This window comes from Terrisporobacter sp., assembly GCF_017888745.1.
Classification (GTDB): Bacteria; Bacillota; Clostridia; order Peptostreptococcales; family Peptostreptococcaceae; genus Terrisporobacter.
In genome coordinates, this window is sequence record NZ_JAGHFM010000328.1 from 39,045 (window position 1) to 56,927 (window position 17,883).

Consider the following 17,883-nt stretch of genomic DNA (forward strand, 5'->3'; position numbering starts at 1 on the left):
ATATCACCATCCTAATCTATCTTACTTAAGATAACAGATATATTATCTTTACCTGAATTTTCATTAGCTTGATTAATCAGCTCTTCGCATAATACTTTAATATCTTTATCCTGCATAATTATTTCTTTTATAGATTCATCTGCTACGCAACCTGTTAGGCCATCTGTAGCTAAAAGTAAAATATCATCTTTTTCAATTTTTTCTCTAAAAATATCTACAATAATAATTTCTTCAGCACCCATAGCACGTGTAATTTGATTTCTTCGAGGATGATGTTTAGCTTCTTCTTCTGTTATTAAATTTGCACTTAAAAGTTCTTCAACTACAGAATGATCTTTAGTAATTTTTTTTAATTTATCATTATGTAGTAAGTAACACCTGCTATCTCCAACATTCGCTATAATAGCTTCATCTCTATAAACGACAGCTACCACAAGAGTTGTACCCATACCTTCAAAAGAAATATCTTCTAAAGATTTTGCATATATTTTTTTATTTGCATAATTATAAGCCTGTTTGATTACATCATCTAAATAATCCATTTTTATGCCACATTCTTGTAAAATATTCTCTTTCAAAAAATTTATAATGCTTTCTACTGCAATTTTACTTGCTACTTCTCCTTTTTTATGGCCTCCCATACCATCTGCTAAAGCAAATATTCCTATACTTTCTTCTTCAGTTTGTATAATCTCCCCCATACAGTAATCTTCGTTATTTTTTCTAACTTTTCCTACATGAGAGTCACAATTATAAATCATAGAAATTACCCTCCTTATTTACTTGTGTTTTCTTCTAAGTTGTCCACAAGCGCCTCCAATATCAGATCCCATAGATATTCTTACTGTAGCTGGTATATTGTTTTTTTCTAAAATGTCTCTAAACTTATAAATATATGTCTTATCAGGTCTTTCAAATTCACTCTCTTCAACTTTATTTATAGGAATTAAATTTACATGACATAACATTCCTTTTAGAAGTTTTACAATTGCATCAGCTTCTTTTTTAGAATCATTTACTCCTTTAATTAACGAATATTCAAAAGTAACCCTTCTATTTGTCTTTTGAATATAATACTTACATGCTTTTATTATATCATTTATTTTGTATGCATTGGCAACTGGCATTATTTTTTTTCTTTCTTCATCAAAAGGAGAATGTAGGGAAAGAGCTAAATTAATAGGTAGTTGCAAATCTGCAAATTCATACATTTTGGGCACAACACCACAAGTAGATAAAGTAATATGTCTATATCCTATATTCAATCCATTTTTCTCGTTAACTAGTTTGAAAAACTTCTTAGTATTTTCAAAGTTATCTAAAGGCTCTCCACTTCCCATTAATACTAAGTTAGAAACTCTTTTATTAGTATCTTCTTGAACTTTTAAAATTTGATCTAAAATTTCCCAAGGTTCTAAATTTCTAATCAATCCTTCTAATGTAGATGCACAAAACTTACATCCCATTCTACATCCTACTTGATTTGATATACATACAGTTATTCTATCTCCATAATCCATCATAACTGTTTCAATTATATTTCCGTCATTTAACTCAAATAAGTATTTTTTCGCTTTATCTATTTTTGATTCCAGTACTAACTCTTGCTTTATATTACCTATATAAGACACCTGATCCAATTTTTCTCTTAAATTTTTAGGTATATTTTCCATATCATCAAAAGTTTTTGCACCTTTATATATCCAAGAGAAAATTTGACTACCTCTGAAAGGTTTTTCTCCCATATCTTTTAAAAATTCTTTTAATTCATCTTCTGTAAAATTCTTTAATGCTATTTTATTTTCTGACATATTATCACTACCTTACTCTTATTAATTTTGATATAAAGAATCCATCCATTCCATGAATATTAGGATAAATTTTCATGTATCCATTTTCTTGATTATCTAAATCTATATTGACTTCATTTATCGGCGCTAATTTAAAATTTTTATTTTTTTGCAAAAATTCATTTATAACATCCATATTTTCTGCTTCTTGAATTGTACAAGTACTATAAATTAAAGTCCCACCATTTTTAACATATTTAGATGCATTCTCTAAAACCTTCTTTTGTATAGAATGTAAATCTCTAAAATCTTCTTTTTCTTTATATTTTATTTCTGGTTTTCTTCTTATTATCCCAAGACCCGAACATGGAACATCTGCAAGTACATAGTCAAATTTATCAATACTTTCTCTATCTAATTTCATTCCATCGAAATCTTCCACTTGAACATTTTCAAGTCCTAATCTCTTGCAACTTGATTTTATTAATTTTAATTTGTGATCATATATATCTCTAGATACAACTGTTCCTGTATTTTTCATTAAAGTTGCTATATGAGTAGTTTTTCCACCTGGAGCACTACATACGTCTAATACTAGTGTATTTTCCTTTGGATTCATAACTTTACCAACTAACATAGAGCTTATATCTTGAATAGTAAACAGCCCTTCTTTATATAATGAGTTATTTTCTATATTTTTTAAATTTTCCACTTTAATAGCTTCTTCTATTTGACTTACTTTAGATGCTTTAACACCTTGTCCTTCTAACTTCTCAATTAATTCATCTCTAGTTGTTTTTAGTGTATTCACTCTTAAATATATACTAGGTTTTTCAGCATTGGCTTCTAATAAGTCCAGAGTAAATTCTTTACCAAAGTGAATCATCCAGTTTCTTATTATCCATTTGTCATAAGAATATTTAATAGCTAAATAATCTATTTCATCTTTAACATTAATACTTCTTATAGTTTCTTTTTGTCTTATTACATTCCTAAGTATTCCATTTACAAAACCAGATATTTTAGGATTTTTTTTCTTTGCTAAATTTACAGTTTCATTTACTGCAGCATAATCAGAAATACTATTTAAAAATAAAATTTGATAGATTCCCATTCTAAGAAGAGTTTTTACGTAAATTTCCATCTTATTAGTTTTTATTTTAGATAGCTTATCAATTATATAATCTATATAATACTTATTTTCTATTACTCCGTATATTATTTCTGTTGCAAGTCCTCTATCTTGATTTGATAATTTTATATCTTTAAAATGTTTATTAATTGCCATATTCGAATAGTTTTTATTTTTTTCTATATCTAATAGAACTTTGTATGCTATTTCTCTTGCGTTCATATTTATCTCCTTATATTATCAAAATTTAATCAAATTTTGATTTTTATATACTTTTTAAAAAAGGCCCTAGTAAACTAGGACCTAAATATTAATCATCACGATTTTGTGCAATCATTACTAATCTTAGTAATTGAAGAATTGCAGTTACTGCTGCTGCAACATAAGTTAATGCAGCTGCCTGAAGCACTCTCCTACTATCTCTTACTTCACGATCATCTACTATACCTAGGGAAGTCATTTGTGCTAATGCCCTACTTGAAGCATTAAATTCTACAGGTAATGTCACTATTTGAAATAGTACTGATGCTGCAAATAATAATATTCCTATACTTAATAATGGACCTCTTGTTGTTAAAAAGCCTAACATAATAAATATCCAAGACATATTTGAAGCAAAGTTAACTACAGGAACTAAACTGCTTCTTATATTTAATGGTACATATCCATGAGCATGTTGTATAGCATGACCACATTCATGAGCCGCAACTGATATAGAAGTTATAGAATTTCCACTATACACATCCTCTGATAATCTAACTACATTAGACCTTGGATCGTAATGGTCACTAAGTCTCCCTCTAACCATTTCTATTCTTACATTATATAATCCATTTCTATCTAATATTTCTCTTGCAGTTTGCTCTCCAGTATATCCTCTTCCACTTCTTACCCTAAAGTATCTATTAGTTGTAGAACTTACTTTAAATTGAGCATATATTGTCAATAATATAGCTGGTATTAATAATATCATAGTAGGATCTATTGCATATCCATAACCACCATAATACATTCCAGGGTACATATAAAACACTCTCCTTATTTATCTGTAAAGAAATTAATAGCATTCTCTACTTCTTTAATATTAATATTTGTATCTATACAAGGACCATTAGGTCTTAAGTTAAATATACCAAGAACAGGTATTTTATCAATATCTCGAACTCCTGATGTCAAATCTCTTTCACAAGCTACAGCAATAACAGCCTTTGGCTTATTGTCTATAATAATTTTTCTAGCTAGAGTTCCTCCTGTAGCTACAAATATTTTAGTATTATATTTTTCTTTAAGTCCTAGCAAATCTTTTACTTTACATCTACCACATTTTTTACAATTTTCTATATCATTTGTTACTTTAAGCTTACAATCATGATTTTGAATACAATGAGGTATTAATATTATTAAGTCTTCACCTTTAAAATTATACTTATTACTATAAATATAAGCATTATTTATTTTTATATATATTTTTCTTATTTCATCTTTCGATATTCCTATAAATTTAGCTAATTTACTTATTATAGGAAATATAATGCTTACTATCTTAAAGTTAATTTTCATTAGCTTATTATCAACATTTTTATTCGTTGCTATATAATAAGTTGTAATTGTTGAAAATATAGTTATTAATATTATTCCTACAACAACTATATTTATCACTAAACTCAATGTATTTATAAACTTTGATAAAAATAAGTTAATTATAAATACTCCACTAATAAGTATAATTAAAAAAACATTAATTGTAGTAACATACTTCTTTATATCAGTCATTCCTCACCTAGCCTAATATACTACCTTCTTCTATTTTATTTCCTTTTATATATTCACATACTGCCACTCTCTTTTTATTTGGCATTTGTATTTCCTCGATTAATAAAACTTTATTATTAGTAGATACTCTTATTCCATCTTTATCTACTTTGATTATTGTACCAGGTTCTTTGCTACTAGCTTCATCTAATACTTTGGTTTTCCAAACCTTCATAGTTTTTCCTTCATAAGTAGTATAAGCACTTGGCCAAGGATTAACTCCTCTTACTAAATCATGTATTTCTTTTGCACCTTTAGAAAAATCTAAATTCCCTAAAGATTTATTCATCATTGGTGCATAAGAAGATTTTTCATCATCTTGTTTAATTCTTGGTGCAGTTCCTTTTTTTATTAAATCTAAAGTTTCTATTAAAAGTTCTCCACCTTTAACAGTCATTACATCGTGTAATTCACCAGCTGTTATTTCATTATCTAGAAGGAATTCATTTTGAAGTATTATATCTCCAGTATCTAGACCTTCATCCATATACATTGTTGTAACTCCTGTTTTTTCTTCTCCATTTATGATTACCCAGTTTATTGGTGCTGCTCCTCTATACTTAGGTAGCAGAGATACGTGTACATTAATACATCCATGTTTAGGTATATCTAATAAAGCTTTTGGTAAGATTTGACCATATGCAACAACTACTATTACATCAGGATTTATTTCTTTTAAAGTATTTATAAACTCTTCATCTCTTGCTTTTGTTGGCTGATATACAGGTATATTATGTTCTAGAGCAAGCTCTTTTACTGGTGGCATACCCATTTTTTTACCTCTACCAATAGGCTTATCAGCTTGAGTTACAACACCTACTACTTCATGATTTTCATTTATTAATTTTTCCAGACATCCTTTTGCTATATCTGGTGTTCCCATAAATACTATTTTCATTTATATCACTCCTATTATTTTTCTATTTTGTCTACAAATAATATTCCATCTAAGTGATCTATTTCATGACAGAAAGCTCTAGCTAATAGTTCTTCACCTTCTATTTCAAAAGTATTCCCATGTCTATCTTGGGCTCTTACCCTTACCACATATGGTCTTTTAACGTCACCATTTTCTCCAGCAACACTTAAACAACCTTCTGCATCTATTTGCTCACCACTTGTTGCTATTATTTCTGGATTAACAAGTTCTAATAAACCATCTCCAATATCTATTACTACAACTCTTTTTAATATGCTAACTTGAGGTGCTGCAAGACCAACACCATCAGCTTCATACATAGTATCTGCCATATCTTCTAATAAATCTATTAATTTTTGATCAAATTTTTCTACAACCTTTGATTTTTTTCTAAGCACTGGCTCTCCAATTTGAGCTATTTGTCTAATTGCCATTATTTCTTCCTCCTATAATTAAAGAATATTGTTTGGATTAACATCTATAGATATATTAACATCCTTATCAAATACAACTTCTTTCTTCGTTATACATATATATTTTATTATACCTTTTAATAAATTAATTTCAATATTATCATCTTTAAATAATAATTGATATCTGTAATTTTGATTAATTTTAGAAATAGCACAAGGATTTGGACCTAATATAAAGTCAAAATCGTCTACTCCTCTATTTTTTAATAAATAGATAAGAGAATTGTACATATTTTTTATATTCTTCTCAACAAGTTTTTGATTACGTCCACTTACAACTACACTTATCATATTATTAAAAGGTGCATATGAAAATATTTTTCTAATTTTTATTTCATCTTCGTAAAAGCCTTCAAAATCGTAATTTAAAGCCCTTCGTATTACATAATGATCTGTGTCATAAGTTTGAAGCACTACCTTACCTTCTTTATCACTTCTGCCAGCTCTACCTGATACTTGTGTAATTAACTGAAATGTATTTTCAAAACTTTTAAAGTCAGGAAAGTTTAACATCATATCAGCAGATAATATACCAACTAAGGTTACATCTTCAAAATCTAACCCCTTACTTAACATTTGAGTTCCTATTAAGATGTTTGCTTCTTTATTCTTAAATTTATTTAAAATTTTATCAAGTTCTCCCTTTTTAGAAGTTGTATCTTTATCCATTCGAAGAACTTTTGCATTTTTAAATAATTTTTTTATTTCTTCTTCTACTTTTTCTGTTCCTATTCCAAAAGGTCTTACATAATCGCTACCACACTCTGGACAACTTTTAGGTATATTTTCTTCATATCCACAGTAATGACATCTACCACTATTATTATTTTTATGATAAGTCAAAGAAATATCACAATTTTTACAAGAAAAAACAAAACCACATTTTCTACAGGATACAAAATTTCCGTATCCTCTTCTATTTAAAAACAATATTACTTGATTATTGTTACTTAGTTCAGTTTCAATTTCTTCTTGAAGTTTATAAGAAAAAATACTTTTATTGCCTAAAGTTAGTTCCTTCTTCATATCCACCACTTCTATAGATGGAAGAGGCTTTTTATTAGCTCTTTCTTTGATAGTTATTAATTCATATTCATTATTCTTAGCCCTATAATACTCTTCTACTGATGGTGTTGCCGAGCCAAGAATCAATGTAATATTTTGTTTTAACACCATATACTTTCCAACTTCTATAGCGCTAAACTTTGGATTTTTTTCTGATTTATATGCACTTTCATGGAATTCATCTATTATTACTACGCCTAAACTGTTAAATGGCGCAAATAATGCCGATCTAGCTCCAATTAATATTCTGATTTTACCTTTTTTTATGGCTTTAAATACATCATGTTTTTCACCTTCTGAAAGCTTACTATGAAATACCCCCACAATATCTCCAAATCTATTTTTTAATCTAGAAATAGTTTGAGGAGTAAGGGATATTTCTGGAACTAAAAATATACTATCTAAACCTTGTTTTAAAGCATAATCAATTATTTCCATATAAACTTCTGTTTTTCCACTACCTGTTACGCCGTGAATCATATAAGGTTTTTTATGTTCCTTAAACATATCAGATGTAATTTTATCAACTACCGTCTTTTGTTCTTCATTTAAGATTATTTCTTTTCTTTTTTCATCATAAAAATCACTAGGACTTCTGTAGTAATCTTTAAAATCAAGTGTAATTAAGTTCTTCTTATGTAAAGAACTTATACTAGATTTTGAAGCATTTAATAATTTAATTAAATCATTAATTTCTATATCATCATTATATTTTAAGAACTCTATAATATCTCTTTGCTTCTCTCCAAGCCTAATTTTATTATATCCTATATAATCTTCTATAATATTTTTATCTATATTTAAAGATACATAACAAATTTTCTTCTCATTTTTTTGACTTTTATAATTCCAATATATATCTATTAACTTTTCTTCTTTCATTTTTAATAAAAGATTATTGATAGTCGTAGAAAGTTTTAAATCTTTTGGATTAATACCTTCATCTATAGCCTTTTCTTTTATTAATTTATCTACTTTAATTTTGTTTTTATTTTCTATTATCTTATTAAGAATAAATTTTCTATTTTCACTTAAGCTATCTATTTTTTCGTAAAAACTTTTAGCATCTAATTCTTTTAAGTCATTATTTAAACTTATTTCCTTAAAACTTTCTACCTTATATCCTTTAGGATGAAGTAAACTAATACAATCCATATAAGTACATAAGTATCTATTTTTCATCCATTGTATAAGTTTAATATCTTCAACTTTAAAAATTGGATATTCATCCAAAATATCAAATAATTCTTTGAAGTCTATATTATTTTCAACTATATCTGTAATTAAAAATACATAAGCTTCTATAGGCTTATTTCCTTTTCCAAAAGGAACTAGTACTCTATGACCTACCTCTACATGATTTAAAAGAAATTCTGGTATTTTATATGTAAATAAGTTATCTGTATATATGCTATTGTTTTTAACTATAACTTTTGCGTATTTTTCTATATACATAGATTGCTCCTTAAAAATATAAGCACCTATAAATAGATGCTTACTTTTCTAATAATGATTTTACTTTATCTAAAATAACATCTGCAACTTCATCCTTCTTCATTTGAGGATACTTACTTATGTTACCTTCTTTGTCTATTATTTTAACAATATTTGTGTCAGTTCCAAATCCTGCACCTTCTTCAGTTAAATCATTAGCTACAATAAAGTCTAAATTTTTCTTTCTAACTTTACCTTTTGCATTTTGAATAAGGTCATTAGTTTCAGCAGCAAATCCTACTAAAATTTTATCCTTTTTAATTTTTCCTATTTCAAAGGCTATATCCTTATTTCTATCTAACTCTATTACTAAATCATCATTACTTTTTTTAATTTTTTTATCACTATAAGTTTTAGGTTTATAGTCTGCTACTGCTGCACTTTTTATAATTACTTGGCTTTCATCAAAATTATCTATAATTGCATTGTACATATCTTCTGCTGATTGAGTTTTTATTAATTTTTTAATATTAGAAGGTGGCTCAATATTTGTAGGTCCACTAACTAAGGTTACATCTGCCCCTCTATTAGCAGCTGCTTTAGCAATAGCATATCCCATTTTTCCAGTAGATCTGTTAGTTAAGTATCTTACAGGATCTATACTTTCTACTGTAGGTCCTGCTGTAATCATTATTTTTTTACCTTTTAAATCTTTATTAGTATTACAAAGTAAATCTATCACAGAATCAACGATTACCTCTGGAGAAGCTAGTTTTCCTTCTCCCACATCTCCACAAGCAAGTCTACCACTTTCAGGATTTATAAAACTATAATCTAGTTCTTTTAGTATTTTTATGTTTCTTTGAAGAATAGGATTTTTATACATATTTGTATTCATAGCTGGTGCTATAAGTACCTTACCTGTAGTTGCCATAACTGTAGTTGTAAGCATGTCATCACAAATACCATTTGCTATCTTACCAATTACATTTGCAGTAGCTGGCGCTATTAAAAATACATCTGCTTTTTTTGCTAAAGATATATGCTCAACATCCCAAGTTTTCGGTTCTTCAAACATATCTGATACAACATAATTCTGGCTAAGTGATTGAAAGGTTAATGGTGTAACAAATTCTTTTGCATTTTTAGTCATAATTACATGAACATTAGCATTTAACTTTTTAAGTCTGCTTACAACATCACAAGCTTTATATACTGCTATTCCTCCGCTTACTCCAATTACTACAGTTTTATTTTTTAACATATCTTACTCCTCAATTAATTTACTTTGTTCCTCAGCATGTAATGCTTCTTGTATTTCTATCTCTTCTTCAGTTAATAATCTGTAAGTTATTTTTCCTTCAGATATTTCTTCAGTAGCAAGCATTACTGGTTTACCTTTATTTATTTTGCTATCTACGTAAGACTCATTTCCGTCAACTAATTCTCTAGCTCTTTTAGCTACTGTTCCTACTAAATAATATCTGTTGTCTATTTTCGCTAATACTTCGTTTATAGATGGTTTCATTTTATAATTCCTCCCTAAATTTTCTTATTATTTCTTCTTCATATCTTGCAGATTTATTTTTTTCTGCACTTATTATGTGTTCAATTTCCAGTGCAGCTTCAACTTCCCTATTAGTTTCGTTGAAAATAAAATAGTTATAATCTTTAATTTGTTTAATTTCTTCAAAGGCACAGCTTAGTCTCTCTTGCATTTGTTCTTTTGTTTCTGTTCCCCTTGAAGATAATCTATTTTCTAGTTCATTTAAACTTGGTGGTAAAACAAATATTAATATAGCTTCTGGATATATTTGCTTTACTTGTCTTGCTCCTTGCATTTCTATTTCAAGTACAACATCTTGACCTTTTTCTAAACTCTCCATAACAGGTCCCTTTGGAGTTCCATAGAAATTACTGTATGTTTGAGCATATTCTAAAAACTCATTTTTACTTATCATATCATTGAATTTTTCATGAGTTAAGAAGTAATAGTTTTCACCTTCCACTTCTCCATTTCTTGGCTGTCTAGTTGTTGCTGATACAGAAAGTTTTAAATCATTATTTCTGTTCATTAATACTTTACAAATAGTGCCTTTTCCTGCACCAGATGGCCCCGATACAACTAGTAAAAGACCTTTCTTATTTATAACCATTAATATTTCATCCTTTCAACTTATCTATAATAGTATTATACATTAAATAGTATAAATAATACTTTATACTATTCAATGTTTTGTATCTGTTCTCTAATTTTTTCTAATTCACTTTTAACTTCTACAACTAAATTAGTTATATTTATATTAGATGATTTTGAGCCCATTGTATTAACTTCTCTATTCATTTCTTGAATTAGAAAATCTATTTTTCTACCTATAGATTCATTTTTTACAACTGTATTTTTAAGCTGCTCAATATGACTTTTAAATCTAACTATCTCTTCTGTAATATTACTTTTATCTGCAAAAATTGCAATTTCTTGTGCTAATCTATTTTCATCTACAATACTTGGATTATCAAGTATTTCATTTATTCTAGTGCTTAATTTTTCTTTATATTCATCTACAACAGTATCTGAATATGTTTCAATTTTATTAACTATATTTTTTAGAATATCACATCTTTCTAGTGTGTCTTCAGCAAGCTTTTTACCTTCTTCTTGTCTCATTTGACCTAATTTTTCAAGCGCAATATCTAAAGCTTCTCTAAGCATTGACCAGTATAAATCTTCATCTTCTTCTTTTTCCTCACATTTAACTATATCAGGAAATTTAGCCACATTCATGACACTTATATCATCTTGTAAATCAAATTTTTCTTTTATTTCTTTTAATATATTTACATATTGAGTTGCTAATTTATCATCGAACTTTAAGTTTACATCCTCTGAACCAATTAAGTCAAGCTTTATATATAAATCCACTCTTCCTCTTTTTACAAAATTCTTAACGTAATTTCTAATTTTATCTTCTAAAAAAGATATTTTTCTTGGTAGTCGCACATTTATATCACAATATTTATGATTTATAGTTTTACACTCTATTAAAAAATGATAATTATCATTTTTAAACTCACCTCTACCAAAACCAGTCATACTTATAGCCATTTTCTATACCTCCAAAATTCCTTCACATATTTTCACTGCATTTCCAGTCATATATGCAAAGTCCTCTTCTAAATCTATTTTTATACTTCCACCTTCTGAAGTAACATTAACACTTTTTCCTACTTTGCCTAAGTAATTACTAATTATTACTGAAGCTGTTATACCAGTTCCACATCCTAATGTATATCCACAACCTCTTTCCCATGTACGTACTATTATATTTTCTTCATCTAATACTTTTACAAAGTTTACGTTAGTTTTTTTAGGAAACTTTTCATGCTTTTCTAGCAATGCTCCATATTTATGTATTTCATACATATCAAATTCATCTACAAATACTATTGTGTGAGGAACTCCCATTAGCATAGAACTTATAATGAATTCTTTATCTAATACTTTAACAGTTTTATTTATAAAAGTATTATCTTCATCATTTACTGGAATATCACATGTTTTAAAGCTACCTGATCCCATATTTATTTTTACAGTATCAATTTCATTGCCCTTTAAATTTATTTTTATTTTTTTTATGCCATCTAATGTATAAACATCAAATTCTTCTTTATTAACTATATTATTGTCATAAACAAATTTAACAAAACATCTAATTCCATTACCACACATATGAGCACGACTTCCATCAGAATTATAATAAACCATTTCAACGTCCGCCACATCACTATTTTTCACTACTAAAAGACCATCTGCGCCTACTGAAAATCTTCTATGACAAACTTTCTTAGCTAATTCTCCATAATTATCTGTATCTATATTATCAAATCTTCCATCTATTGCAATAAAATCATTTCCTATCCCTTGTAACTTCCAAAATTTCATTTTTCTATCTCCCTTTTTTCATTATTTCTAACTAAATATTATACCTTATTTTTAGCTTTTTTTCTATTTTCATTTTAAATAAAATATAAAGATCTATTTAATATTATTTCATTTTACACATTCATATAAAAGATTGTATGCCTAGTATTCACATCTTGGTTATAATATGTAATAATAGGTTTATTACTTATGTTTGAAAGGAGATTATTATGGCATTAGATGGTTTAGTGATTCATAGCCTAGCACATGAGCTACATTCTAAGCTTGTGGGTGGTAAGATAGATAAAATTCATCAGCCAGAAAATGATGAATTAGTTTTATATATAAGAAATAATAAAGAAAACTTTAAGCTAGTATTAAGTTCTAGCGCTTCTAACCCTAGAGTTTATATAGCAAATGATTATAAAAAAGAAAATCCTATAAAAGCACCTATGTTTTGTATGCTATTTAGAAAGTACATACAAGGTGGTATTATAACAGAAATTTCTCAAGTTAATTTTGAAAGAATAATAAAAATCAGTATTGAGTCTTTTGATGAATTGAAAGAAAAAACTACAAAAGATATCTATATAGAAATAATGGGGAGACATAGTAATATAATTTTAGTTCAACAGAAGGAAGAAAAAATAATAGATTCAATAAAAAGAATTCCTCCTAGTATAAGTAGAGTACGTCAATTATTACCAAATTTAACTTATGAACTACCTCCCGCTCAGGATAAAATAAATCCAATTAAGGGTACTTCTATAAAAAGTTTTATCAACACTTTAAGAGAATTTGATGGACCTCTTTTTAAAGGTATCTATTCTAAGTTTTTAGGAGTAAGTCCATGTGTTGCTAGAGAAATTTGTCATAGGTCAAATTTAAACCCTAATGATAAAGCTGAGAATATGTCTAGAGATGAGTTGTCTATTTTATATAGAATTTTTTCAGATTTATTTACTAAAATAAAAAATAATGAATATTCTCCTTGTATAGTAATCGATGAAAAACTTGATAAAGTAATTGATTTTAGTTGTATTGATCTTACTTATTTAGATGGTAATAAATTCATTAGAAATGATAGTATATCTCAAATTATTGAAGATTACTATAAAACAAAAGACATAAAAGATAGAATTCACCAAAGAACTTCTGATTTAAGAAAAAGTATTTCTATTAAATTAGATAGACTTTATCATAAACAAAAGAAAATAGAAAAAGAATTAATAGATGCTGATAATGCTGATATTTATAAAGTTAGAGGTGAGCTTCTAACGGCTTATATATATATGATAGAAAAAGGTATGAAAAGTATAGAAGTTGCTAATTTCTACGATGAAAATTATAGTAATATAACTATATCTCTAAATGAGAACTTAACACCTTCTGAAAATGCACAAAAATACTTTAAAAAATATTCAAAATTAAAAACTGCAAAAAAAGAATTAACTTCTCAAATAGAAATTTGTAATGAAGAAATTGAGTACCTAGAAAATATTATGTTAGGCATTGAGAACTGCGAAAACTTAGAAGAACTTGAAGATATTAAAGAAGAATTAATAAGACTTGGATATGCTAAATCTCCTCATAAATACAAAGCTAAAAAAGACATAGATTTGACTACAAAGCCAAATCAATTCATATCTTCAGATGGATTTACTATTTTAGTCGGTAAAAATAATAAACAAAATGATTATCTTACTCTGAGAATAGCAGATCCAGAGGATATTTGGATGCATACTAAAAATATTCCTGGTTCTCATGTTATTATAAAGTGTGCTGGTCAAAATATCTCCGATGAAACTTTATACGAAAGTGCTATGCTAGCTGCATACTATAGTAAAGGTAGAATGTCATCTCAGGTACCAGTAGACTATACTCTGAAAAAGCATGTAAAAAAACCAAGTGGCTCTAAACCTGGTATGGTAATTTACGAAACTAACAGTACAATTTATGTAACGCCTACAGAAGAAATGATTGTAAAATTAAAAAAATAACTGTAAATAAAACAGATAATAAGTTTTTATAAGTTTATTATCTGTTTTTTTATTTATAATTTTTTTGATGATAATTTTTAATTACACTACTATTTTTAACAAACTATGTATTAAAGAAGATGAATATGATCTTATAAATATAGATAAATAAAATGTGAAAAGCTAAAGTTAGTATTATAAACTGTTATTTTCCACCCAACTGTATATTTTTATAACTGATCCCCACTAATAAATCTTTGACTAACGAGAATTACTCAAATTAATAAGAAAATGATACTAATGAAGAACAATCTTCATATGAAAATTTTGCTCTCAAACAAGAGTAATCTGATACTCAATATATTTCTTTTAAACATAAAACTTCTATAAAGTAAGATTCTTCAATCGAGTAAAATCAAAAAATAATCAGTCTTATCGCATAGGTATTCACAGATATTCAGAAGGATCATTATTTTAAATATAAAATGCAAAAGTAACACCTATCACAAAACCATATATCATCGTTATTGGAAAAACAACTGCCACAAAATTAAATTCAAAAAGTGATCCATCAGCTAATCATAATAAAATAGAAACACAAAAAAGATTCAAATATTAAAGTTTTAGAGAAAGTGTCGATGTAAGTTATTATAATGGTGATATTGATTGGGATAAAATAAGTTATCCAGTATATTTTGACTTTGAATATTATAGTGTAAGATATGCTAATGATCAAGGCATAGCAATTATACAATCTTTAGTTACTGATATGGCTTATACTTTATTAAATAAATTATAAAATCAAGGCTATACAAGCGGTATATATACGAATAAAAACTTTGGTAATATCTATTTTAATATTTAAACAATAAAGGTCTGATTACGATATTCTATCGAAATCAGACCTTTTAAATATATATATTTACAAAATACTAAAAAATTTATTATATATTTCAATTTTCTATTATGAAACCATTTACTATTCATTAATTTTATTATATAGTTGTTTATATGTAATTTATTGTACTATTTTTGACATATGTGTATAATTATGTAAAATTATAGTGTATTAAATCAATTAAAATTTTAAAAGAAAGGAGATTAAACGTGAAAGAGCATAACCTCTTTCACCCCAGGGGGAAATTTATGAAAAAAACAGCAAAATCATTTCTAGCATTATCATTATCGATTACAATGGTTTCTCAAAATGTAATTTTTATAGCTAATGCTGAAGAAATAGCCAAAACAAATATTAGTAAAGAAAATTCTTTAGTAAAAATCAACTTAAATAATGAAACTTCTTTAGTAGAACCTGATCCAAAAGAAAATCCAACTTATAATATGGGTCTACTTAATTCTACTTACAGCAAATCTGGTCGTGGTATACCAAATTTACCAATAACACCTATAACAAAACCAAATGTTATTGGACTAGGAAAAACTACTGCAGCAACTTTAAATGTAAGAAGTGGACCATCAACATCTTATGATAAAATTGGCACACTCGTAAAAGATTCTCCGATTGAAGTCTTAGAGAAAAATAGAACTTGGTACAAGATTTCTTTTGAAGATAGTGTTGGATATATTTCATCATCTTATGTAAGTCTTAGTCCTTTTGAAAAAGGTATAGATGTAAGTAAATGGAATGGTACTATTGATTGGAACAAAGTAAAAGCCAGTGGTATTGATTATGTTATAATTAGGGTTGGATATGGAAGTAAAACAGTGGATCCTCAGTTCAAGTCTTACATAGAAGGTGCTAGTAAAGCTGGTCTTAAGATAGGTGTTTATTGGTTCAGCTATGCTTATAATGTAGAAATGGCAAAAAATGAAGCTAAGGTTTGTTTAGAAACTATAGCTCCTTATAAAAATAATATATCTTATCCAGTATACTTTGACTTCGAGTATGATAGTGTAAGATATGCCAATGACAATGGTGCAACAATAACAAAATCTTTAGCCACAGAAATGGCTAATACTTTCTTAAATGAAGTAGAAAAACAAGGATACACAAGCGGTATATATACTAATAAAGACTTTGGTGATAGATACTTTAGTGAAGATTTACTTCTTGAAAATAATCTTTGGGTTGCTCAATACTCAGATAATTGTACATATAATAGACCTTATATAATGTGGCAATATACTGACCAAGGTACTATAGATGGTATTAATAGCACTAAGTTTGATATGAATTATACGTTCTTAAAGCCAACAAGTAATAATAGTGTTCCTACTCCTACAAAAGAAAATATAGAAAATGCTTCTGTAGATAAAATTGATTCACAAGTTTACACTGGAAAAGAAATAAAACCTGATGTAAAACTTTCTCTTAATGGACAAGAATTAAAACTAGATACAGATTATGAAGTAAATTACTCTAATAATATTAATGTTGGTGTGGCAAATATAATTATAACAGGTATAGGAAATTATGAAGGTACTATAAAAACAACTTTTGAAATAGTTAATTTTGTACCTAATAGAGTAACTAATATTTCTCTTACTAAAAAAACTTCTAATTCGATACAGTTTTCATGGTCAAAACTTGATAATGTTGATGGTTATGAAGTTGAAAGATATGACTCAAATTCTAATTCATATAAGAAATTAAGAGATGTTACTGATAACTCATATACTGATATAAATTTAAGCTCAGCTACCTCTTACAAGTATAGAGTAAGAGCTTATAAGGTTATAAATGGAAATTATCATTATGGTGATTATTCTGATATATTTAATGAAGTTACAAATGTAGAAAAAGTTTCCAACTTAAAATTAAATAGTAAAACTACAACTTCTTTAGATATTTCTTGGTCAAAGATAAATAATTCAACTGGTTACGAAGTTTACAAGTATGATTCAAGCTCTAATTCATATAAGTTATTAAATAAAATAACAAGTAATTCAACTACATCTTATAAAGATAGTGGATTAAAACCTGATACTTCTTATAGCTATAAAATAAGAGCTTATAAAGAAATTAATAGTAAAGTTTATTATGGAGAATTCTCTTCAGTGTTAGATACAAAAACAGATGCTGAAGTAAGTGTAATAAAAACAGGTGTGACAAAATCAAACTTAAATGTTAGAAAAGGTCCTTCTACTTCTTATTCTATACTTGGCACACTACCTTCTGGCACTAAGGTTGAAATAGTTGGTACTGACTCTAAAACTGGTTGGTATAAAATTAAGTATAAAAATGACTATGGTTATGTATCTAATGATTATATAACTATTCAAAATACATCTACTGATACTAATCCACCTGTTTCAACTACAAAGACAGGTGTAACAAAGTCTAACCTAAACGTTAGAAAAGGTCCTTCTACTTCTTATTCTATACTTGGCACACTG

Annotated in this window: 15 protein-coding genes; 2 read left to right on the plus strand and 13 right to left on the minus strand. The window is 27.2% G+C overall.

The genetic code is table 11. From position 1 onward, the window contains the following. Positions 1–11: 11 nt before the first annotated feature. The 13 genes from J7G74_RS14720 to dapF all read right to left on the minus strand — a co-directional run bounded on the left by J7G74_RS14720 (position 12) and on the right by dapF (position 12,568). Positions 12–761 carry a Stp1/IreP family PP2C-type Ser/Thr phosphatase gene (locus J7G74_RS14720; RefSeq protein ID WP_297136707.1) on the minus strand — a complete coding sequence of 250 codons (750 nt, stop codon included), beginning with the start codon at positions 759–761 and terminating at the stop codon, positions 12–14. 18 nt (positions 762–779) lie between these two features. Continuing rightward, positions 780–1,811 (minus strand): 23S rRNA (adenine(2503)-C(2))-methyltransferase RlmN, encoded by a 1,032-nt coding sequence (gene rlmN, locus J7G74_RS14725; protein WP_297136709.1) that lies wholly within the window; start codon positions 1,809–1,811, stop codon positions 780–782. Positions 1,812–1,818: 7 nt separating this feature from the next. Further along, positions 1,819–3,144, minus strand: a complete 1,326-nt coding sequence (gene rsmB / locus J7G74_RS14730; protein WP_297136711.1) for a 16S rRNA (cytosine(967)-C(5))-methyltransferase RsmB — start codon at positions 3,142–3,144, stop codon at positions 1,819–1,821. 88 nt (positions 3,145–3,232) lie between these two features. Then, a complete protein-coding gene (locus J7G74_RS14735) occupies positions 3,233–3,946 on the minus strand; it encodes a zinc metallopeptidase (protein WP_297136713.1) in 714 nt (237 codons plus the stop codon). A gap of 14 nt (positions 3,947–3,960) precedes the next feature. Further along, positions 3,961–4,695 (minus strand): DUF116 domain-containing protein, encoded by a 735-nt coding sequence (locus J7G74_RS14740; RefSeq protein WP_297136714.1) that lies wholly within the window; start codon positions 4,693–4,695, stop codon positions 3,961–3,963. 7 nt (positions 4,696–4,702) lie between these two features. Further along, positions 4,703–5,632, minus strand: coding sequence for a methionyl-tRNA formyltransferase (gene fmt, locus J7G74_RS14745; RefSeq protein ID WP_297136716.1), 930 nt, complete (start codon positions 5,630–5,632; stop codon positions 4,703–4,705). Between the two features lie 14 nt (positions 5,633–5,646). Continuing rightward, a complete protein-coding gene (def, locus tag J7G74_RS14750; RefSeq protein ID WP_297136718.1) occupies positions 5,647–6,087 on the minus strand; it encodes a peptide deformylase in 441 nt (146 codons plus the stop codon). An 18-nt stretch (positions 6,088–6,105) separates the two neighbouring features. Then, the gene (gene priA / locus J7G74_RS14755; protein ID WP_297136720.1) at positions 6,106–8,646 is read right to left on the minus strand and encodes a primosomal protein N'; all 2,541 of its coding nucleotides are present in this window, start codon (positions 8,644–8,646) and stop codon (positions 6,106–6,108) included. Between the two features lie 40 nt (positions 8,647–8,686). Continuing rightward, a complete protein-coding gene (coaBC, locus tag J7G74_RS14760) occupies positions 8,687–9,889 on the minus strand; it encodes a bifunctional phosphopantothenoylcysteine decarboxylase/phosphopantothenate--cysteine ligase CoaBC (RefSeq protein WP_297136722.1) in 1,203 nt (400 codons plus the stop codon). A 3-nt stretch (positions 9,890–9,892) separates the two neighbouring features. Further along, positions 9,893–10,153 carry a DNA-directed RNA polymerase subunit omega gene (gene rpoZ / locus J7G74_RS14765; protein WP_297136724.1) on the minus strand — a complete coding sequence of 87 codons (261 nt, stop codon included), beginning with the start codon at positions 10,151–10,153 and terminating at the stop codon, positions 9,893–9,895. A 1-nt stretch (position 10,154) separates the two neighbouring features. Continuing rightward, positions 10,155–10,781 carry a guanylate kinase gene (gmk, locus tag J7G74_RS14770; RefSeq protein ID WP_297136726.1) on the minus strand — a complete coding sequence of 209 codons (627 nt, stop codon included), beginning with the start codon at positions 10,779–10,781 and terminating at the stop codon, positions 10,155–10,157. 68 nt (positions 10,782–10,849) lie between these two features. After that, positions 10,850–11,731, minus strand: a complete 882-nt coding sequence (locus tag J7G74_RS14775; RefSeq protein WP_297136729.1) for a YicC/YloC family endoribonuclease — start codon at positions 11,729–11,731, stop codon at positions 10,850–10,852. Between the two features lie 3 nt (positions 11,732–11,734). Further along, positions 11,735–12,568, minus strand: a complete 834-nt coding sequence (gene dapF / locus J7G74_RS14780; RefSeq protein WP_297136731.1) for a diaminopimelate epimerase — start codon at positions 12,566–12,568, stop codon at positions 11,735–11,737. Positions 12,569–12,777: 209 nt separating this feature from the next. Between dapF and J7G74_RS14785 the strand changes: the two genes are divergently transcribed. Both J7G74_RS14785 and J7G74_RS14790 read left to right on the plus strand, forming a co-directional pair. Next, the gene (locus J7G74_RS14785) at positions 12,778–14,547 is read left to right on the plus strand and encodes an Rqc2 family fibronectin-binding protein (protein WP_297136733.1); all 1,770 of its coding nucleotides are present in this window, start codon (positions 12,778–12,780) and stop codon (positions 14,545–14,547) included. 1,125 nt (positions 14,548–15,672) lie between these two features. Then, positions 15,673–17,883 (plus strand): SH3 domain-containing protein (locus J7G74_RS14790; protein WP_297136735.1); only part of this gene is annotated, 2,211 nt, incomplete at its 3' end.